Here is a 20,260-nt window from a genome sequence, read left to right as displayed (position 1 = left end):
TTTACACCCCTCGCCCGGTCGGGTGGGTCAGAAAAGCGCCCCCGCTTCCTCCGGTTCGCCGTCGAGCGGCTCGAGCAGTTCACGACCGTTGTTCCGGACGTTGTTCACGGCGGTGGAGACCGGGTACGCCCGCAGCCGGCCGGGGCCCGCCCGGAGCAGTAGCCCAGCGGACCCCAGCAGCCCGGAGGGGTCCTCGGTCCGCGGGTCGAGCCAGTCGGCCCAGCGGTCACGCTCGATCATCATCGGCATGCGGTCGTGGATCCGCCCCGCCTCGTCCTCGGCGGTGGTGGTGATCACCGTGCAGGTGCACAGCCACTTGAGCGGGTCGTCGTCCGCACGCCCCGGGTCCTTCCAGAACTCGTACAGTCCGGCCATCGCGAGCAGGCCGCCGTCCGCCGGATGGATGAAGTACGGCTGCTTCTTCCTGCCTTCGAGGGGCATCCACTCGTAGTAGCCGTCGGCCGGGATCAGGCACCGCCGCGAGGCGAACGCCCTGCGGAACGAAGGTTTCTCCGCCACGGTCTCCACACGGGCATTGATGAGCCGCGCGCCGATCGAGGGATCCTTCGCCCAACTCGGGACGAGGCCCCATCGCACGATCTGCAACTGCCTGACCGGGCGGTCCGACAGGCTCTCGCCCTCGATCTCCGGCACCCTGCTCATCACGGCATAGATCTTCTTGGTGGGCGCGACGTTGTAGTCCGGAGACAGCTCCTGGTCGGGCACGCCGTCCATCTCGACCTGAAACTCCTCCAGCAATTCGTGCTTCTTCCGCGCAGACGCGTACCTACCGCACATGCCACAACTCTGCCATCCACAAAGGGATCACGCGCGTCCCCGCCGGAGGTGGGCGGGTCGATAAGCTTGCGAACATGGCCTCCGCACAGTCCGCACCACGCGACGACGAACCGAACGACACCGTTGTGGACCACGCCGCGCCGTGCTGGCCCGCTCCGACGGCCACCGGGCCGATCGACGCGTCCGTACGCCTGCCCGGCTCCAAGTCGGTGACCAACCGTGCGCTGCTGCTCGCCGCGCTGGCCGAGGAGCCCGGCACGGTACGGAGCGCGCTGCGCAGTCGCGACGCAGATCTCATGGCGGCGGCACTGCGGTCGCTGGGCACGGAGATGACGCCGTCGAACGACAGCGACGCCGGCGTGGACTGGTCGATCGTCCCTCATCCGATCAGAGGCGGTGTCTCGATCGACGTGGGCCTCGCAGGCACGGTCATGCGGTTCGTGCCGCCGGTGGCCGCGCTCGCCGACGGGCCGGTCTCCTTCGACGGCGATCCGCACGCGCGCAAGCGGCCGATGGGCTCGATCCTGTCGGCGCTGCGCTCGCTCGGCGCGAACGTCGACGGTGACGCGCTGCCGTTCACCGTACGTGGCCGGATCATCGGCGGCGAAGTGGTGATCGACGCGTCCGCCTCCTCGCAGATGGTCTCCGGTCTGCTCCTGGCCGCCGCCCGCTTCGAGAAGGGCGTCACCGTCCGGCACAGTGGCCCGGCGGTCCCGTCGATGCCGCACATCGCGATGACCGTGCACATGCTGCGCCAGGCCGGGGTGGAGGTGGACGACTCCGAGGCCGACGTGTGGCGGGTGCTGCCCGGCCCGGTCCGGGCCCGGCCCGTCACGGTCGAGCCCGATCTGTCGAACGCGGCCCCCTTCCTGGCCGCAGCTCTCATCACCGGCGGCACCGTGACCGTCCCGGACTGGCCGGCGGAGACCACCCAGGGGGGCGACCGGCTGCGCGGTCTGCTCGCCGAGATGGGCGCCAATGTCACCCTGCTATCCGAGGGCCTGCGGGTGACGGGCACCGGCCGGGTGCGGGGCATCGACGTGGACCTGCACGACGAGAGCGAGCTGACCCCCACGATCGCGGCGCTCGCGGCGCTCGCCGACGGGCCGTCCCGGATCAGCGGCGTGGCCCACATCCGCGGGCACGAGACCGACCGCATCGCCGCGCTCGCCACCGAGATCAACCGTCTGGGCGGCGATGCCCGCGAGACCGACGACGGGCTGGAGATCCGGCCGAGGCCGCTGTCCGGCGGGGTCTTCCGCACCTACGAGGATCATCGGATGGCGACCGCCGGGGCCGTCGTCGGCCTCGCCGTACCGGGTGTCGAGGTGGAGAACATCGCCACCACGGCGAAGACGCTTCCCCGGTTCGCCCACATGTGGACCGAGATGCTGGACGGGACCGTCCAATGAGACGGGGCCCAATGAGACAGGGCGCGGTGAGTCGCGGCACGGGCCGTACGGCTGTCGCGTCCGCGAGGGGGCGCGGGCGCTGAGCAGGCGGCGGCACTACGACGAGGACGATGTCAAGGTAAGGCCGGGCAAGGGATCCCGTCCCCGGACGCGGATCCGCCCTGCCCACAAGGGCGCCGTGGCGGGCTTCGTCGTCGCCGTCGACCGTGGGCGGTACACCTGCCTGGTCGGTCACGACGGTGCGGCCCCCGCGGACGGCGACCGTCGTGCCGGCCGGCCCGAGCCGGTCCTCGTCGTCGCGATGAAGGCCCGCGAGCTGGGACGCAAGGGCATCGTCGTCGGAGACCGCGTGGCGCTCGTGGGCGACGTGAGCGGTCAGCCCGACACGCTCGCCCGGGTCGTGCGGGTGGAGGAGCGCCGTTCGGTGCTACTGCGCAGCGCCGACGACACCGAGGACGGAGTGGAGCGCCCGGTCGTGGCCAACGCCGACCAACTCGTCATCGTGACCGCGCTCGCCGATCCGTTGCCCCGCCCCCGGATGATCGACCGGCTGCTGGTCGCGGCGTTCGACGCGGACATCGAGCCGCTGCTGTGCCTGACCAAGGCCGACCTCGCTCCGGCCGACGACCTGGTGTCGCACTATGAGCCCCTCGGCGTGCCGTACGTCGTGGTCGCCAAGGGCGGCCCGCTCGACGCGCTGCGCGAGCGGCTGACCGACCGGATCAGCGTGCTGGTGGGGCATTCCGGCGTCGGCAAGTCAACCCTGGTCAACGCGCTGGTGCCGCATGCCCGGCGGGCCGTGTCGCACGTCAACGCGGTCACCGGCCGGGGCAGGCACACCTCGACGTCCGCGGTCGCGCTGGAGTTGCCGGAGGGCGGCTGGATCATCGACACCCCCGGGGTGCGCGGGTTCGGGCTGGCCCACGTGTCGGTGGAGACCGTGCTCGCCTCCTTCCCCGACCTGATCGAGACCACGGTCGACTGCCCGAAGGGCTGCACCCATCTGGGCGATGACTGCGCACTGGACCGCCTCGTCGCCGAGGGCCATGCCGAGCCGGCCCGGCTGGAGTCGCTCAGACGCCTGTTGACCAGCCGCGAGGGCACCTCCGACGACGACTGATCGACGCGCGGCGCGTTCTGTGCCATCTCGCTCGGGCGCGGCATCCGGCGCAGTTCTGGAGTACCCGTGCCAACTGCTACAGAGTCGGGCAATTCAACGGGGTGTGATGGCTTGATTACGGTTTGGCCGCGATGCTTCGACATCCCTGAGGTCTGGTGTCCCGTTCTGTAGCCTGATCTCGCGAACGAATGTGGAGGCGGCACATGCTTGGGAAGACCATCGTCAGGCTGATCGTGGCGCTGACGCTGCTCTCGCCGGTTCTGGCTCTGGCCGGTCCGGTCACCGGGACCACCCAGGGAATCTCCTGGATCTAGGGTGTCGGACGGATCGTCTTCGTCGACATACCCAACCCGCGCCCGTGGCCCCTGTGGCTGATCGTCTCTGAGCAGACCGCGGGGTCGCGGGCTCCTCTCTCATCCGAGGTGGCCGCATTGCGGGAACTGCCGTGGCCTGCCAGGGTCTACTTCGCCGCGCTGATCGGGATCGCCGGGTTCCTGATCGCGCGGAGCGTCTATGTGCCCGGGAACAGCCACACGCCCGGGAATATCGCCGACCTCGACTGGGCCACCGTCCTCGTGCTGGCCCTGCTCTTCCTGCTCTGTGAATCCGTGCCGACCCTGCTCAACGTGCCCCACGTGGCGGTGTCGGTGAGCTACTCGGCCGCGCTGGCGGCCGTCGTGCTGGTAGGCCCGGAAGGTGCGGCGCTGGTCGGCCTGATGGCCCTGGTCAATGTACGCCCCGGGCTGTCGCTGGTGAAACGCCTGTTCAACGGGGCGCAGTACGCGGTCTGCGGTTACGCGGCCGGTTGGGCCTTCGAGTTGGCGGGGGGCGTTCCCGGTCTGCCCAGGACCGCGGACTTCCCCGGCATCCTCGTGCCGTACGGTGCGGCGACCGGTGTCTTCGTACTGATCAACTTTCTGCTGACCGCGGGCATCCTGCAACTCGCCTCCGAGGTCGGCAGGAACCAGGTGCCGCTGCGCGCGACCGTCCAGTTCCTCGGGTCGTACGTCGGCTACGCCGTCTTCGGCCTGCTGATCGCGGCTCTGTGGGCCACGGTGCAGTCGATCTCGACGGTGCTCGTACTGCTGCCGCTGTTCGTCGCACGTTGGGCGCTGGGGCACTACCACGCCGAGCAGCGCTCGTACGACGCGACCATCGCGGCGCTGTGCCAGGCGGTGGAGACCAAGGACTACTACACCCGGGGTCACTGCACCCGGGTCTCGGCGGCGTCTTCCATGATCGCCGAGGAGCTCGGCATGGGCACCGAGCGACTGCGGGCCATCCGCTATGCCGGCATGCTCCACGACGTGGGCAAACTGGGCGTGCCGACGAAGGTCCTGCAGAAGGAGGGCAAGCTCAGCGAGGAGGAGTTCGCCGCGATCCAGCTCCATCCGATGCGGGGTCTGGAGATCGTGCGCGGCATCGACTTCCTCGACGAGGCGTTCGCCGGGATCATGCATCACCACGAGAAATACGACGGGAAGGGTTACCCGATGGGCCTGGCCGGATCCGAGATCCCGGAGTTCGCCCGGATCATCGCGGTGGCCGACGCGTTCGACTCGATGACGTCCGACCGGTCCTACCGCAAGGCGAAGTCGGTCGAGGAGGCGATCGCCGAGCTGCGTAAGAACGCCGGGACCCAGTTCGACCCCGACATGGTCGGCACCTTCGTCAAGGCACTGGAACGGGACGGCTGGCAGCACGCGCAGTCCCTGCCCGAGCCGCCCGTAGGCGTGGCCGTCGAGACGACCGTCAAGGATCACGACGATCCCACCACCCCCATCCAGGTGGCGTCGGAGAGATGAGAGAGCGGCGGATGGCGGCGGGCAGGCCGCACGGTCCCGGCCCCGCCTGTTCTCGGGGCGGCGTATGTTCTCGGAATGGCGCGCAGATCCTCCTCATTTTCGCGGCCATGCTGCTGACCATGGCGGGCATCGCGCACACGGCGGCCGTCGGACTGGTGGACCCACGGGTGGCGATCGGCTTCGGCGCGTTGATCGCAGCCGGCGAGCTGGCCCGACTGACGATGCCGGGCAACCGCGAGGTCGCCCCGATCTCCACCGCGGCCTCCCTCGGCTACGCCCTGCTGCTCGACGTCGGCGGCCGCCCGGTGGAGCACCCGGCCCTTCAGGTCGTCGCGGTGATGGCGGTAGGGATGATCGCGGGCGGGCTGCCGCACCTGGCGGTCGGCCGCCCGCCGAGGCTCGAAGCGATGGCCAGACGGCTGCTCGCCGGTTCGCTGCTGGCCTTCGCCTACCGGCCGATGGCCGGCTTCCTCCAGGAGATCGCGTCCCGCGACAACTGGTGGCCGGCGCTGGGCGTGATGGCCGCCCTCGGCACGGTCATGCTCGCCGCCGACATGCTGATCGCGGCCATGTCGCGTGCCGGGCAGGTGCGGACCGCGTTCGGCGTCGCCGTGCGGGACGAGATCAGAATGGCGGCGCCGCTCGGCGCGGCGGTGGCCGCCTCCGGCATGCTGCTCGCCCTCGCCTCGCACAACATGGACCTGACCGCGCTGCCGGCCTTCGCCGCGCCGCTGCTGGTCACCCAGATCGCCTTCCGCAAGTACGCGGGGATCCGGGCGACATACCTCCAGACCGTGCGTGCGCTCAGCCGGGTCACCGAGGTCGGCGGATATGTCGAACCCGGGCATTCACGTCGAGTCAGCCGGCTGTCCCTGGCCATCGGGCGTGAGCTCGGCATGTCCGAGCCGCAGTTGCTGGAACTGGAATACGCCGCGCTCATGCACGACATCGGACAGCTCTCGCTGCGCGATCCGATCCCGGGCGGGGCGACGGTGCTGGCCGACCCCGCGCAGGCCGGGCGGATCGCCGAGCTCGGCGCCGAGGTGATCAGGAAGGCCGGGGTCCTCCACGGCGTCGCCGAGATCGTCCGGCGGCAGTGCGATCCCGTCGCCGACTCACCTCCGCTGGCCAGCCAGATCATCAGAGCGACCAACGCCTACGACGACCTGGTCGGCGGCTCCGCCGACAGGGACCGGGCCGCCGCTGCGATCGAGCGGCTCCGCCTGGGCGTGGGCAGAGAGTACGACCCCGCCGTCGTGGAGGCGATGGCGCGGGCGATCGACCGCCTCGACCCTGCCGTACAGCTGTAGCAACGGTTGTAGCAGATGTCCCAATGAGAGCCGCGGAACGCCGCGCCGAGGGCATGGTTGTTGTGGCGACCCTACAGTTTCGCCCGGCCGGTTCAGTTGGAATCAGGTGGGGGAGCGGAGGGCTAGATCATCATAGGGTTGACTGCGTGTTCGACTCAGTTCTTGTCGCCAATCGTGGCGAAATCGCTCGGCGGATCATCCGTACGGTCAAGGGCATGGGGCTGCGCGCGGTCGCGGTCCACTCGGAGGCGGACGCCGACCTGCCGTTCGTGAGTGAGGCCGACGACGCGGTTCTCCTGGGGCCGGCCGGCCCGGCGCAGAGCTACCTTGACGCGGGCAAGGTGATCGACGCCGCCCGGGCCACGGGGGCACAGGCGATCCATCCCGGTTATGGGTTCCTCGCGGAGAACGCGGCGTTCGCTCGTGCGGTCACCGATGCGGGTCTCGTCTGGATCGGTCCCGATCCCGATGCGATCGAGCGCATGGGCGACAAGATCAATGCCCGGAACCTGATGGAGAGCGCGGGCGTGCCGGTCGCGGCCGGTACCCGCGAGCCGGTTACGGACCAGACGGAGGCCCTCGAATCGGCGGCCCGGATCGGGTACCCGGTCATGGTGAAGGCGGCCGGTGGCGGCGGCGGCATCGGCATGGGCGTGGCGCGGGACGACGCCTCCCTGGTCAAGGCGTTCGAGCAGGCGTCCCGTGCCGCGGCCCGGTTCGGCGACAATCCGGCGATCCTGCTTGAGCGATACATCGAGCGGGCCCGGCACGTCGAGGTGCAGATCCTGGGCCTGGCCGACGGCACCGTGGTGGCCCTGGGCGAGCGGGACTGCTCGGTCCAGCGGCGGCACCAGAAGGTCGCGGAGGAGAGCCCGTCGCCCGGCGTCAGCCCTGGGTTGCGTGAGCGCATGCTGGCCGCGGCCGTACGGGCGGGGGAGGCGGTCGGCTACCGCGGCGCCGGCACGGTGGAGTGCCTCGTGGACGCCGACGCGCAGGACTTCGTGTTCCTGGAGATGAACACCCGCCTCCAGGTGGAGCACCCGGTCACCGAGTTGGTCACCGGACTCGACCTGGTCGAGCTGCAGATTCGCATCGCGGCCGGCGAGGTGTTTCCGGTGGAGGCGGCTCCTCCGCGCGGGCACGCCATCGAGTTCCGGGTGTACGCCGAGGACCCCAAGCGGTTCTTCCCGGGACCCGGGAAGATCGACGTGTGGGAGGAGCCGGCGGGCGAAGGCGTGCGCGTCGATTCCGGCTACGTAGCGGGCAACACGGTCACGCCGTTCTATGATCCGCTGATGGCCAAGCTCTGCGTTCACGGTGCGACGCGGGAGGAGGCACTGGCCCGGGGCCGTACGGCTGTCGCGGCCTTCCGGCTGGCAGGGCCGAAGCACAACCTGCCGTTCTGCGCCGAGTTGCTGGACCACCCCGAGTTCGTGAGCGGGGACTACGACACCGGGCTGGTCGCCCGGATGAGGCAAGCTTGATCCGCTGGCTCGATGAGATGGGAGTTCCGGGTGGCAGAGGTGCACGCCGAGATGGTGGCGAACGTCTGGAAGATCGTTGTGAGTGAGGGTGACGCGGTCGAGGAGGGCGACACACTCGTCATCCTCGAGTCGATGAAGATGGAGATCCCGGTCCTCGCCGAGGACGCGGGTACGGTGGCACAGCTCAAGGTGGCCGAGGGCGACGTTGTCCAGGAGGGCGACCTGATCGCCGTCATCGAGTAGATCGCCGGGATCCGTTCACCGAGCGGGCGTCACAGCCGGGCGAGGAACCTCTCGCGGTCGACGATGACCCGCTCGACTCGCCCCGTGGCGACAAGCGTCCCGTTCTTGTCGACTGCCCTGACCGAGAAGATCAGCCGCCTGCCGTCCACCTCGACCAGTTCCGCGCTGACCTCAACGTGCATGCCGACCGGGCTGGGCGCGCGGTGATCGAGCGCGACCTTCGTGCCCACGGTCGTCTGTCCCTGCTCAAGGTAGGGCTGGACGGCCTTGACCATGGCCCCCTCGGCGAACGACAGCAGTCGCGGGGTGCCGAGGACCGGGACGTCGCCGCTGCCGACCCTGATGGCGGTATCCTCCCGCTCGACCATGATGAGGACTTCGGCGTGCAGACCTGGGACAATTCTCATGCGCGCCAGCCTATTAGGACGCCGTCGCGCTCCGGACGCGGTTCGGCGCCCGACGAGTGGGGCGACATCATCAGCCTCTACTGTGATCATTGCGGCCGGCCGGCGGCTGAAGGCGATCATGCGGCCTGCCGGACCGCGAGAGCGATGGAGCCGCCGCGCTTCTGCCCACACTGCCGTCGCCGCATGGTCGGCCAGGTGGCCCCGACAAGCTGGTCGGCCCGTTGCTCGAAGCACGGCGATGTGGGCGGGTAAACCGCTAAGATTTGAGTCTGACCCTGGAGTGGAAGCCCAACCAATTCTGGCTTCTGTGACCCTGTAGTTATCTTCTCGCGATGCGAAGCTGCTTTGTTGGACACTTCGGGGGCAGAGCGAATTAGGAGTGTTTGACAAATGCTGCCCGTCGCGAGCGTGGATCCAGACGGATACATCGCCGGCCGGAGGAGGAGTTCGTAGCGGAGCCTACGGGCGACCTCCCGGGCCCACGGAAGTTTCGAGCCTGCGAGGAAGTTTCGTGGATGGGGCTCCGGCACGGCGAGGCGCCATCTGGGCCGCGCTTGGCAGGGCATGATTTGTCGAATACGACGTAGGGGGTACGGGGCGCAGATGGTGGCCCAAGGCACGACCCTGGCTGGACGCTACCGGCTGGATGCCCGGCTGGGCGCCGGGGGCATGGGCGAGGTGTGGCGAGGAGAGGACACTGTACTCGCACGCACCGTCGCCGTGAAGGTGCTGCTTCCCGGGCGACTCAACGACCCCGGCTTCGCCGTACGCTTCCAGGGCGAGGCCAGGGCGATGGCGACCATCAATCACCCGGGCGTGGTCGACGTTTACGACTACGGCGTCGCCGAGGTCCCCGGTGACGGCCCGACCGCCTACCTGGTGATGCGCTTCGTCGACGGAGAGCCCCTCGACCGGCTGCTGACGCGGCTCGGCCGGATCGGCGCAGAACCCGCGATGGAGTTGATCGCGCAGGCCGCTGCGGCGCTCCAGGCGGTCCACGACAGCGGCATCGTGCACCGCGACATCAAGCCGGGCAACCTCCTGGTCCGCTCGGACGGCACGCTGGTGCTGACCGACTTCGGCATCGCCCGCGCCGACTCGGGCAGCCGTCTCACCGACGCGGGCATGGTCCTCGGCACCGCCGCGTACTGCGCTCCGGAGCAGGCGGAGGGGGCTCCCGTGACCCCCGCGGTGGACATCTACGCGCTGGGCGTGGTGGCCTACGAGTGCCTCGCAGGCCAGCGGCCCTTCGACGGCGACACGCCGGTGACGATCGCGCTCAAGCACATCCGCGAACAGCCGCCGCCTCTGCCGTCCGACGTGCCGCCCGCGGTGCGCGCCGTCGTCGAACGCGCGATGTCCAAGGACCCGGCGCGCCGGTGGCCGTCCGCCGCCGCGATGAGCCAGGCGGCCCGCCAGTCCGCCCACCCCACCGGTGCTGTACAGCCCGACTCCGGCTATGGACAGCCGGTCGCGGCAACGCCGTACGGGCATCCGGGCGCCGCGCCGGTCGAGCAGTCGGCGGACGCGGCGATGATCGAGGCGGCGTTCCAGGAAACGGACTACCTGGAGGACGGGCAGACCTATCGGGTCACCAGGGAAGCCTGGCATGACGGCACCGCTGCGACGCACATGGCCCCCCTGTCCGGGACCACGCAGGCGGCGTCCGTCGCGGGGCGTCAGGAGGGGTCACAACCGGGATCCCGATCGTCTCGCCGGGCGCAGCTCAAGAAGGGGCGCAGGACGCGCACCGGGCCGATCGTGGCGGGGATGGCCGGGTGCGTGGTCGTGGTCGGCTTGGTCGCGGCGGGCGTCAACCTCGCCTCGGCCCGTTCCGGTGTGCCGGTGCCGTCCGCTGAGCCGTCCGTCACCGCCGAGGTCCCCTCGCCCACGCCCAGTCGCACTCGCGCAAGGGGCAGGGCCGTCTCACCGAGCCCGACGAGAGTGATTCCGCCTCCGCCGCGGCGGCCGAGCCCGTCACCGAGTCCGTCGCCCAGCCCCTCGGCGAGCCCGTCGCCGAGCCCGTCGCCCTCGCCCAGCCCGAGCGTGATGATGGTCAAGGTGCCGGAAGTCAAGGGGCTGGACGAGAGCGCGGCCCGGGCCAAGCTGATCCAGCTTGGATTCGGAGTCAGCGTCAGCTACAAGGGCGATGGCGAATGCGAGGGCCAGGTGAGCCACCAGTCTCCGGCGGCGGGCACACCCAGGCCGGAGGGGTCCAACGTGATGGTCGCGATCGCCAGAAAAGCCTGCCCGTCCCCGTCGCCCTCGCAGACGCCGCCCGGCCCGTCGCCCAGTCCCAGTTCCTGACCCGGGCTCGAACGCGAACCTTGGGGACGAGCCCCGGGCGTGATCTTGCAGTTGCTCGCAGAAACGGTATTTGACGTGCATGTTCGCTTGTCATGATCTTGCAGAGTACGGCTGCGGTATTCGCAGGATCACGCGCCATGTGGGGGGCGGGGATCACACTCCGGTGGTGTTGCGCGGGTAGGCGATCTGTGGGTCGGTGGCGATGTTCACCAGGTACGGTACGCCGGAGTCGAACGCCCGGCGTAGTGCCGGTCCGATCTCATCGGGCGAGGTCACCAGCTCGCCGCCGCCGCCGAGTGCCGTCACGACCTGGTCGTACCGGCACTGCGGCTGCAGTTCGGCCGCCACGTCGTAGCCGTACAGCAACTGCATGGGATGCTTCTCCAGCCCCCAGATGCCGTTGTTGCCGCAGATCATGACGACCGGCAGGCGGTGCCGTACCAGAGTGTCGACGTCCATCAGCGAGAAGCCGGCGGCGCCGTCGCCGAGCAGCAGCACGACCTGCGAGGACGGCCGGGCGAGCCGGGCCGCGATCGAGTAGCCAAGCCCGGTGCCGAGGCAGCCGTACGGCCCCGGGTCGAGCCAGTTGCCGGGTCTGCGCGGCTCGACGTATTTCCCGGCGTAGGACACGAAGTCGCCGCCGTCTCCGATCACCACGGCGTCGTCGTCGAGCAGCCTGTTCAGCTCGCCGTAGATCCGCATCGGGTGGATCGGATCGGCGTCCGACTCCAGCAGCGGCGCGTCGGACGCGATCGCGGCGGCCGCCGTCTCGGCCAGCCGGTCCTTCCACGGCTCGTACGCCTTCGGATTCACCCCGGCATCGCGGCACGCGGCGGCGAGCCCCCACAAGGTGACGGAGAGATCGCCCGCGGCCGACCCGGCCAGACCGATGTGGGTGGCGAGCTGGGACGGCGCGTCCACGATGTGGACGACCCGGGAGAGCGGCGCGCCGTCCTTGCCGCCGAACCAGCCGTAGCCGAGCCGGAAGTCCAGCGGTGTACCGACCACGATGACCAGGTCGGCCTGTCCGAACGCGAGCCCCCGGGCGCGGGTGACCAGCAGGTCGTGGCCGGAGGGCAGGATGCCCCGGCCCTGGCCGTTGGGCACGACCGGCAGACGCCACTCCTCGGCGAAGTCCCGGGCCGCCTCCTCAGCGCGGTCCATCCACACGTCCGAGCCGAACACCAGCAGCGGCCGCTCGGCCTCGGCGATCAGCCGGGCGATCCCGGCGAGCGCGTCGGTGTCGGGTTCGAGCGGCGACGGGGTCAACGTCTGGGCATCGAAGTCGGCCGAGGGCGCGAACAGGTCGTCCATGTAGACGTCCAGGAACACCGGCCCGCGGTGCGGGGCCAGTGCCGTACGGAACGCCGTCTCGACGTCCTGCCCGATGGAGTCGGCGCCCGCGCCGGTGAAGGCGAGCTTGGTGATCGGCTCGAACAGCGGCGGGTGATCCATCTCCTGCAGCGCGCCCGAGCCCCATCGGGAGCGCGGCGCCCTGCCGCCGAGCACGACGAGCGGCGAGCCGTTGAAGTGGGCCGTCGCGACCCCGGAGACGCCGTTGGTGACGCCGGGGCCGGCGGTCAGCACCGCCAGGCCGGGGCGTCGGGTCAGGCGCGCGGTCGCCTCGGCGGCGAAGACCGCGCTCTGCTCGTGGCGGACGTCGAGAATGCGCATGTCCCGGTGGACCGCGCCGTCGTACAGCGGGAACACGTGCCCGCCGGACAGCGTGAACATCGTGTCGACGCCGTACGCCTGGGAGACGGCGACCGCGATGTCGCCTGCGTGCTTCGGGGACTCCATGCGGGGAAACCTACCAGTCGGTCACTTAGCCGGAACAGAAGACTTCTTGGCCCCCGCGAACCTGCCCGCAATCGCGTGCCGTCACACCCGTCGTCGCCCGGCATCGGCGGCTCGGGACACCCGGTGGTTTACTCGATCACCTGTCGAAGACGTACCCCCTCGGCTGCTCCTCCATCCCCTCAAGGAGACCCATGCCCGGCCTGACCTCCGTGCTCGTCATCCCGCCCCTGTTGCTCGCATTGACCGTCGCCGCTCCGGCGGCATCCTGCCCGCCTACCGCAGCCCCCACAGTGATCGCCACGGCGGTCTGGGACGGGGCGGAAAGCGGCGTCGATCTCACCGATCCGCGTATGAAGGAGATCGCCATGCGGATCGTCTCCAGCGCGGAGAACTCGTCCCTCGACTGGAGGGCACAGTACGGCTACATCGAGGACATCGATGACGACCGCGGCTACACGGCCGGCATTGTCGGCTTCTGCTCGGGCACCGGCGACATGCTCGACCTGGTCGAGCTCTACACCAAGCGCAGGCCGCGCAATGTGCTGGCCAGGTACCTTCCCGCACTGCGCCGGGTGAACGGCTCGGACTCCCACTCCGGTCTCGGCTCGAAGTTCGTCAAGGCATGGAAGACGGCGGCCAGGGACAGTGCCTTCCAACGGGCCCAGGAGGACGAGCGGGACCGCGTCTACTTCAACCCGGCGGTCGCGTGGGCCAAGAAGGACGGCCTACGGGCACTCGGCCAGTTCGTCTACTTCGACGCGATCATCATGCACGGCGACGGTGACGACCCCGAGAGCTTCGGCGCCATCCGGAAGAACGCGCTGAAGAAGGCCAGGCCTCCGGCCCGGGGCGGCGACGAGACCGCCTATCTGAACGCCTTTCTCGACGCGCGGAAGAAGGCCATGCGGGCCGAGGCGGCGCACGAGGACACCAGCCGGGTGGACACCGCCCAGCGGGTCTTCCTCAGGAACGGCAACCTCGACCTGGACCCGCCGCTGCGATGGAAGGTCTACGGCGACCCGTACCGGATCGAGTGACACCTTCATGTACGGCCCTGCCTACGGCGAGAGCCGACCGTCTTTACCGCTTCGGCCGACAGCGAGCCGAAGGACTCGATAGGCTCCGGACCGCTTCAGCGAATGCCAGGGAGGCTGTCGTGGCTCAGGGGACGCAAGAGGTTGAGGTCAAGTACCGCGTGGCCGACGTGGCGGCGCTGGAGGACGCGCTGGTCCAGCGCGGGGTGTCCCTGTCGGCCACGATACGGCAGGACGACCAAGCGTACGCCGAAGATGGCTGGAGCTATGGAAATAGCAAGATCGGGGTGGCGTTCGCACGTCTGCGTACCCAGCAGGGGCGGCATCTGTTCACGGTGAAGAAGCCGCTCGACAACGAGATGGCCTGCCTGGAGCACGAGACCGAGGTCGCCGACCGGGAGCAGATGCATCAGGCCGTCGTAGCGATGGGCTTCTACCCGACGGTCCGGATCGTGAAGACCCGGAGGACCGGGGTGCTGGGCGACATGTCGATCTGTATCGATGAGGTGGAGCACGCCGGGGTGTTCGTCGAGATCGAGCGGACAGTGCACGGCGGGGAGTCCGGCGCAGCCGTGCAGCAGGAGCTCGACGCCGTCGCGCGATCACTCGGCGTCGAACTGGAGCGTACGACCGACACCTACGACTCCCTCGTGCGTGCAGCCCTCGCCCCTGCCTAAAACAATGCGAGGGCATCCGGCCCGGATGGGGCGTCGCAGGGCAGCTTCGCCGCCTCCGCCTGCAGTCCCAGCCGGACTGCCGCGTGATCGGTCAGGCGGGTCTCGCGCGTCTCCTGAAGATAGGCGCAATCGCAGATGCGGTCGGCCAAGGCTGGGCCCACATGGAAGTAGTCATAGCAGTAGCCATCGCCGGTCCTGCCGATCCAGCTGTAGGCCTGAATGCCCGGCGAGCAGCGACGGTAGGCATCGAGGAAACCCCGGGCCTTGAGAGTTTCCAGCAAGCCGAACTCGAACGGGAGGAATCCCGAGTGGAGTGGCTGGTGATCGGCGGAGATCACATTGTAATCCCCGCCGATCACCAGGTGGTCGTGCTGCTCGGCGGGTAGTTCCTCCAACGCTTTGAGGAGGGAGCCGATGAAGGTTTCCTTGCGAGTGATCTTGTCTGCGCTGCGGTCTCGGCTAGGTACGTAGACAGCGAGGATCCACATCCGTGGACTCGTGTCTAGCGCCGCGAACGCGACCCGACCGGGGATACTCACCTCATCGAAGGGGTCGGGCTGAGTGTGAGCCAAAGGTATTCGGCTGACCAGCGCAGTCCCTCGCTCTCCGTCGATATCAGGTGTCTTGACCACGGCGTAGCCGGCATTCCGGAACTGATCTAGCAGGTAGGACGTACCGGTCCCGGCGCTTGTTTCGGTGAGCAGGAACACATCTTCCGGTCGCCGCACCTGGACGCGGGCGATCTCCAGAATGTCGTCGTTCACTGCGCCCATTTCGTGGTCGCTGGGGCTCAAGCGGGCTCGTGGGGTCATGCGGAAAGCTTGAGGGTGGTGCGGAAGGTGGCGGCGTCGAACACTCCGCCCAGTGTCGGGGCGAGCCCCGCCCGTGCCGCGCGCCGGAACTCGGCCTGCCCGAGGGCGCCCGCACCCTCGGGCAGCACCCCGGCGAGCGGTCGGGCCGCGAGCATCTCCAGGTCGGCGACGTTGCACCGCTCAGCCAGTCCCGGCTCGGCCGGCCACGAGCCGATCACCACGCCGGCCAGTTCGAGGCCTCGGCCGGCCATCGCCTCCAGCGTCAGCGCGGTGTGGTTGAGCGTGCCGAGCCCGGCCCGGGCCACCACCAGGACCGGCGCCCCCAGCTCATGCGCCAGGCCGGCGATCGTGCTCCCCTCCTCGTCGAAACGGACGAGGAGGCCGCCCGCCCCCTCCACGATGACCAGCCGGTGCGACTCGGCCTGCTCCCGGACGAGTGTGGCCACCGAGGCGAGTGAGACCGGCGGCAGGCCCGACACGCGGGCGGCGGCGGCGGGCGACAGCGGGTCGGGATATCTGGCCGGTTCGAACGTCGTTCTCGCCCCCGACAGCCGGAGCACGTCGTCGAGGTCTCCCGGCTCGTCGGCCGCCACACCGGTCTGCGCCGGTTTCACCACCGCGACCGTCACGCCGCGTCCAAGGGCCATTGCGGCCAGCGCTGCCGTGACAACCGTCTTTCCGACACCGGTGTCCGTGCCCGTGACAACGATAATGCTCATTCACCGCAGCGTACGGCGTGGCGGCGGCCCGGCGGCGCAGGGCATGAGCGCCGGACGCGGCCGTGTCGCCGGGGCGGCGGTCGGCGCCGCCCCGGCGACAGCCGTACGACTCGGTGCGACAGTGCGACGGGGGTCGTCAGGCGGCTCCGCCCGAGGGCCGCCGCAGGCGGGTGACGAACTTGTAGCGGTCTCCGCGGTAGAGCGACTGGGCGTACTCCACCGGGTTGCCGTCCGCGTCGAACGCGTGCCGGGTCAGCAGCAGCATCGGCAGCCCGACGTCGACCCCGAGGACCTGCGCGTCGTACGGCGTGGCGAGGACGGTCTCGATGACCTCCTCCGCGTCGGTCAGCTGCACGTTGTAGGCGTTGTGCAGCGTCTCGTACAGCGACGGATGGGCCTCCAGCTCCCGCCGCAGGCGGGGGAAGCGCCGGGCGGACAGGTGGGTGGTGTCGATCGACATCGGCTCGCCGTTGGCCAGTCGGAGCCGGTGTATGCGCAGGACGCGCCCGCCCGGGTTGATCGCCAGCCGCTGGCCGAGCGCCTCGTCCGCCGTGATGTAGCTGATGTCCAGGATCTTGGTGTCGGGTTCCAGACCGACCATGCGCAGGTCACCGGTGTACGAGGTGAGCTGCAGCACCTGAGCCACCTTGGGCTGGGCGACGAACGTGCCCTTACCCTGGATCCGCAGCAGCCTGCCCTCCACCACGAGCTCCGAGAGCGCCTGACGGACCGTGGTCCGCGAGGTCTCGAAGCTCACCGCGAGCGCACGCTCCGGGGGGAGCGCGCTGCCGGGCGGCAGGGTCTTAGTGAGCTCCAGCAGGCTCCGCTTGACGTCGTAGTACTTCGGGACCCGGGGAGAGTCCTCGCTGTGCTCCGTCACGTGTCCACCTTCGAATCGGCCACAGCGGTGAGCGCACCCCTGACCACCGCGAGATCATCCGACCCCAGATCGGCCCTCGCGGTCAACCTCAAACATGATCGGCCCTGGGGGACGGATGGCGGCCGGAAGCATCCGACGCGCACACCGTGCTCGGCGCACACGGCGGCGGCGGTCACCGCCTGCTGCGGCGGGCCGAGCACGACCGGCACCACGGCCGCAGCCGGGTTCGGCTCCAGGTCGAGGGACAGGCCCAGCTCGCGGACCATCGTGGCCAGGGCACGCGCGTTGGCCCTCGCCCGTTCGGACAGGTCGTCGGCGGAGTCTCCAGGGGCGCCTTCGAGGATGCCGAGCGCGGCCAGCGCCGCCCCCACACCGGCGGGGGCGAGTCCGGTGTCGAAGATGAACGAGCGGCCCGTGTCGATCAGCGTGTCGATCACCTCGGGTGCGCCGAGCACGGCGCCGCCCTGCGATCCCAGCGACTTCGACAGCGTGACGGTTCTCACTATGGCGGGACTGTCGGCCAGTCCCGCCTCGTGAACGGCGCCGCGCCCGCGCTCGCCCACCACGCCGAGCGCGTGGGCCTCGTCGACCACGAGCAGCGCGCCGTGCCGTACGGCTGCCGCGTGCAGTTCGCGTAGCGGCGCGAGATCGCCGTCGACGGAGAACACGGCGTCGGTGACGACGAGGGCGTGCTCCTCATCGCGGTCGGCCAGGACCTTCTCGACCGCCTCGGCGTCCCCGTGCGGGGTGACGACCACCCGGGTCCGTGACAGCCGGCAGGCGTCGACGATCGAGGCGTGGTTGCCGGAGTCGGAGACGATCAGGCTGCCGCCCCCGCCGAGGGCCGAGGCCGAGGCCAGGCCGACGGCGGCCAGGTTGGCGAGGTAGCCGGAGGAGAAGACCAGGGCCCGGGCCGCGCCGGTGAACGCGGCCAGGCGCTCCTCCAGTTCGGCGTGCAGCCGCGTCGTCCCGGTCACCAGGCGGGAACCGGTGGAGCCGGTGCCCCACTCGCGGGTGGCGCGGACGGCGGCCTCAATGAGCCGCTCGTCCCGCGACAGCCCGAGATAGTCGTTGGAGGCCAGATCGAGCAGGCCGTCATGGTCGGGCGTGCGGGGGCGCAGGACGCGTCGCAGCCCGGCCGCCTCCCGCTGGGCGGTGGCCGCGCGGAGTCTGTCGAGTGGCCGTTTCATGGAGTGCATCTTGCCAGGTGGTGGCCGCCGATTCGCCTCCGGGCCGGATCCCGACGCATGATGCGAGGGTGCCAACTCTCAGCGACCTGGTGTCCCGGCATACCGCGCTCGACTCCGCGGATGTCGACTGGATCCATTCCCTGGTGTCGGACTGGCAACTCCTGGCCGACCTGTCCTTCGCGGACCTCATCCTGTGGGTCCCCCACCGGACCGGAACGGGCTGGGTGGCGGTGGCCCAGATGCGGCCCACCACCGGCCCGACCGTCTATCACGACGACGTCGTCGACGTCGTCGTGGCGAAGGGGGAGCGGCCGCTGATCGACATCGCGTGGGACGAACAGCGGATCTGCCGCGAGGGCGATCCCGACTGGTCCAGCGGCGTGCCGGTCCGGGAGGAGACGATCCCGGTACGGCGAGGCGGCGACGGCCCCCTCATCGGGGTCATCCAACGCTCCACCAACCTGTCGTCGGCGCGTACGCCGTCCCGCCTGGAGTTGACCTACCTGCAGAGCGCGTCAGATCTGGCGCAGATGGTGGCCGAGGGTAGGTTCCCGTTCGCCGGCGAGCAGCCGATCCTCGTCAGGTCTCCGCGGGTCGGTGACGGCCTGCTCCGGTTGGACAAGGGGGGCCGTGTGACCTACGCCTCCCCGAACGCGCTGTCGGCCTACCGCCGTCTCGGCCTGCACGCCGACCTGGTGGGCGCCGACCTCGGTAGGACAACGGCCGCGCTGTGCTTTTCCGACGAGCCGATCAACGAGGATCTGATGCTGGTCGCGAGCGGCCGGGCGCCCCGCGAGATCGAGGTGGAGAACGGTGGGACCGTGGTGCAGCTCAGGGCCATCCCGTTGATCGTCGGGGACGGCAGGACCGGGGCGCTGGCGCTCATCCGCGACGTGACCGAACTGCGCCGCCGCGAGCGCGAGCTGTTGACCAAGGATGCGACCATCCGTGAGATTCATCACCGGGTCAAGAACAACCTGCAGACCGTCGCGGCCCTGCTCCGGCTGCAGGCGCGCAGGTTGAGCAACCCCGAGGGACGGGAGGCGCTGAACGAGGCCGTCCGGCGCGTCGGCTCCATCGCGATAGTGCACGAGATCCTGGCGCAGATGCCCGAGGAGATGGTCGAGTTCGACGACATCGCCGATCGGGTGATCGCCATGACGGCCGAGGTTTCGCTGGCCCACGTCATGCCCAAGCGCGTCGGCGGGTTCGGCGTGCTGCCGGCCGCTGTGGCGACGCCGATCGCCATGGTCCTCACCGAGTTGCTGCAGAACGCCGTGGAGCACGGCTTCTCGCACGGCTCGGGCAATTCGGGGAACGTGGAGGTGATTGTGACGCGCGAGACGGACCAACTGGAGGTCGTGGTGGCCGACGACGGGCAGGGCCTGCCGCCGGACTTCGACCTGGAGTCCACGGGGAGCCTGGGACTGCAGATTGTCCGCACGCTGGTCGAGGCCGAGTTGTCGGGCCGCCTGGGCATCGGGCGGAGAGCGGACGGGGGCACGGAGGTCAGCCTCCACATTCCCATGCCGCTGGGATGACCGCGTCGTCCGGGGCAGCCGCTCTTCTGGAGCCCTTCTGGGCTTCTGGGAGCGGCTTTTCTGGAACCGGCTTTCGGAAAGCACCGGGCTGTCTCCGAATTCCGGGCCGTTTCAGTCAGTCAGTAAGCGTCCGGAAAAACCGCATTCTCACGTCAGGTGACCTGTTCGGGCCCGGAGTGAATACTCGGGCCCGAGGGGTCCGTGAGGCCGTGAGTCGTGCTGAGACCGTCGCCATTCAGCGGGAGTCAGACGCCCGCGCGGGCGCGGGCGCGAGCCGCACGGCGCTTGAGCGCGCGACGCTCGTCCTCGCTGAGTCCGCCCCAGACCCCGGCGTCCTGACCGGATTCCAGAGCCCACTTTAGGCACGAGTCGATGACCGGGCAGCTACGGCATACCTGCTTGGCCTCTTCGATCTGCATGAGCGCCGGACCAGTGTTCCCGATGGGGAAGAACAGCTCGGGGTCCACGTCACGGCAGGCAGCTCGGTGGCGCCAGTCCATGCGTTCCACTCCTTCGTCAAGCGGGGCCTCACAGACCTCCGCTGGTCAACTTTGTGAAGTCTTTCACTATCTATTGCGAACATTTGCCCGGTCCAGGGTTCGGGCCGGGCGTGTCCGCGTGATCGCCGGTGACCGATGCGGAGGCGGTGGCCTCCGTAAAGGTCCTACGTTCCGACGTCGTAGTTCAGCTTTTCAGCCGCACCAACACCACACAAGAGGTT

19 protein-coding genes are annotated in these 20,260 nt (G+C 69.7%); 11 read left to right on the top strand and 8 right to left on the bottom strand.

Annotation, left to right across the window (positions count from 1 at the left end; all coding sequences use genetic code 11):
- Positions 1-27 precede the first annotated feature (27 nt).
- Entirely contained in the window at positions 28-798 is a 771-nt protein-coding gene (locus ACFHYQ_RS10155) for an SOS response-associated peptidase (protein WP_394300848.1), read from the bottom strand.
- Positions 799-872: 74 nt separating this feature from the next.
- Between ACFHYQ_RS10155 and aroA the strand changes: the two genes are divergently transcribed.
- The 6 genes from aroA (at position 873) to ACFHYQ_RS10125 (ending at position 8,172) form a co-directional block, all read left to right on the top strand.
- Entirely contained in the window at positions 873-2,210 is a 1,338-nt protein-coding gene (gene aroA / locus ACFHYQ_RS10150) for a 3-phosphoshikimate 1-carboxyvinyltransferase (RefSeq protein WP_394300847.1), read from the top strand.
- A 79-nt stretch (positions 2,211-2,289) separates the two neighbouring features.
- Positions 2,290-3,330, top strand: a complete 1,041-nt coding sequence (gene rsgA, locus ACFHYQ_RS10145; protein WP_394300871.1) for a ribosome small subunit-dependent GTPase A — start codon at positions 2,290-2,292, stop codon at positions 3,328-3,330.
- A gap of 431 nt (positions 3,331-3,761) precedes the next feature.
- Positions 3,762-5,135: an HD-GYP domain-containing protein gene (locus ACFHYQ_RS10140; protein WP_394300846.1), complete on the top strand. Its 1,374-nt coding sequence runs from the start codon at positions 3,762-3,764 to the stop codon at positions 5,133-5,135.
- 107 nt (positions 5,136-5,242) lie between these two features.
- Positions 5,243-6,445, top strand: coding sequence for an HD-GYP domain-containing protein (locus ACFHYQ_RS10135; protein ID WP_394300845.1), 1,203 nt, complete (start codon positions 5,243-5,245; stop codon positions 6,443-6,445).
- 146 nt (positions 6,446-6,591) lie between these two features.
- Positions 6,592-7,929 (top strand): acetyl-CoA carboxylase biotin carboxylase subunit, encoded by a 1,338-nt coding sequence (locus ACFHYQ_RS10130; RefSeq protein WP_394300844.1) that lies wholly within the window; start codon positions 6,592-6,594, stop codon positions 7,927-7,929.
- A 30-nt stretch (positions 7,930-7,959) separates the two neighbouring features.
- Complete coding sequence (locus ACFHYQ_RS10125) at positions 7,960-8,172, top strand: biotin/lipoyl-binding carrier protein (RefSeq protein ID WP_204018998.1); 213 nt, start codon at positions 7,960-7,962, stop codon at positions 8,170-8,172.
- A 29-nt stretch (positions 8,173-8,201) separates the two neighbouring features.
- Here the strand turns inward: ACFHYQ_RS10125 and ACFHYQ_RS10120 are convergent, their stop codons facing one another.
- Entirely contained in the window at positions 8,202-8,579 is a 378-nt protein-coding gene (locus ACFHYQ_RS10120) for a thioesterase family protein (RefSeq protein ID WP_394300843.1), read from the bottom strand.
- Between ACFHYQ_RS10120 and bsaP the strand changes: the two genes are divergently transcribed.
- Both bsaP and ACFHYQ_RS10115 read left to right on the top strand, forming a co-directional pair.
- Positions 8,556-8,831 (top strand): biotin synthase auxiliary protein BsaP, encoded by a 276-nt coding sequence (gene bsaP / locus ACFHYQ_RS29360; RefSeq protein ID WP_446746293.1) that lies wholly within the window; start codon positions 8,556-8,558, stop codon positions 8,829-8,831. The genes ACFHYQ_RS10120 and bsaP overlap by 24 nt on opposite strands.
- A 351-nt stretch (positions 8,832-9,182) precedes the next feature.
- On the top strand, positions 9,183-10,886 hold the full coding sequence (locus tag ACFHYQ_RS10115; RefSeq protein WP_394300842.1) for a serine/threonine-protein kinase: 1,704 nt from the start codon (positions 9,183-9,185) through the stop codon (positions 10,884-10,886).
- Positions 10,887-11,039: 153 nt separating this feature from the next.
- On the opposite strand, the gene ACFHYQ_RS10110 is transcribed toward ACFHYQ_RS10115, so the two are convergent.
- Positions 11,040-12,686 carry an acetolactate synthase gene (locus tag ACFHYQ_RS10110; protein WP_394300841.1) on the bottom strand — a complete coding sequence of 549 codons (1,647 nt, stop codon included), beginning with the start codon at positions 12,684-12,686 and terminating at the stop codon, positions 11,040-11,042.
- 191 nt (positions 12,687-12,877) lie between these two features.
- Here ACFHYQ_RS10110 and ACFHYQ_RS10105 point away from each other — a divergent pair, with 191 nt between their 5' ends.
- The gene (locus ACFHYQ_RS10105; protein WP_394300840.1) at positions 12,878-13,723 is read left to right on the top strand and encodes a chitosanase; all 846 of its coding nucleotides are present in this window, start codon (positions 12,878-12,880) and stop codon (positions 13,721-13,723) included.
- Positions 13,724-13,842: 119 nt separating this feature from the next.
- On the top strand, positions 13,843-14,397 hold the full coding sequence (gene cyaB, locus ACFHYQ_RS10100) for a class IV adenylate cyclase (RefSeq protein WP_394300839.1): 555 nt from the start codon (positions 13,843-13,845) through the stop codon (positions 14,395-14,397).
- Here cyaB and ACFHYQ_RS10095 read toward each other — a convergent pair.
- The 4 genes from ACFHYQ_RS10095 to ACFHYQ_RS10080 form a co-directional block, all read right to left on the bottom strand.
- On the bottom strand, positions 14,394-15,161 hold the full coding sequence (locus tag ACFHYQ_RS10095; RefSeq protein WP_394300838.1) for an endonuclease/exonuclease/phosphatase family protein: 768 nt from the start codon (positions 15,159-15,161) through the stop codon (positions 14,394-14,396). The genes cyaB and ACFHYQ_RS10095 overlap by 4 nt on opposite strands.
- Before the next feature lie 44 nt (positions 15,162-15,205).
- Positions 15,206-15,928 (bottom strand): dethiobiotin synthase, encoded by a 723-nt coding sequence (bioD, locus tag ACFHYQ_RS10090; protein WP_394300837.1) that lies wholly within the window; start codon positions 15,926-15,928, stop codon positions 15,206-15,208.
- Positions 15,929-16,064: 136 nt separating this feature from the next.
- Positions 16,065-16,808: a GntR family transcriptional regulator gene (locus ACFHYQ_RS10085; RefSeq protein WP_394300836.1), complete on the bottom strand. Its 744-nt coding sequence runs from the start codon at positions 16,806-16,808 to the stop codon at positions 16,065-16,067.
- A complete protein-coding gene (locus ACFHYQ_RS10080; RefSeq protein WP_394300835.1) occupies positions 16,805-17,998 on the bottom strand; it encodes an 8-amino-7-oxononanoate synthase in 1,194 nt (397 codons plus the stop codon). Before ACFHYQ_RS10080 ends, ACFHYQ_RS10085 begins: the two co-directional genes overlap by 4 nt.
- 68 nt (positions 17,999-18,066) lie before the next feature.
- Here ACFHYQ_RS10080 and ACFHYQ_RS10075 point away from each other — a divergent pair, with 68 nt between their 5' ends.
- Positions 18,067-19,539: a sensor histidine kinase gene (locus ACFHYQ_RS10075; RefSeq protein WP_394300834.1), complete on the top strand. Its 1,473-nt coding sequence runs from the start codon at positions 18,067-18,069 to the stop codon at positions 19,537-19,539.
- A 245-nt stretch (positions 19,540-19,784) separates the two neighbouring features.
- On the opposite strand, the gene ACFHYQ_RS10070 is transcribed toward ACFHYQ_RS10075, so the two are convergent.
- Positions 19,785-20,039 (bottom strand): WhiB family transcriptional regulator, encoded by a 255-nt coding sequence (locus ACFHYQ_RS10070; RefSeq protein WP_204017819.1) that lies wholly within the window; start codon positions 20,037-20,039, stop codon positions 19,785-19,787.
- Between the last annotated feature and the right edge of the window lie 221 nt (positions 20,040-20,260).

The sequence above is a fragment of the Sphaerimonospora cavernae genome (assembly GCF_042435035.1).
Taxonomy (GTDB): domain Bacteria; phylum Actinomycetota; class Actinomycetes; order Streptosporangiales; family Streptosporangiaceae; genus Sphaerimonospora; species Sphaerimonospora cavernae.
The sequence above is the reverse complement of the archived record's forward strand: the minus strand, read 5'-3'. Positions and strand labels throughout refer to the sequence as shown.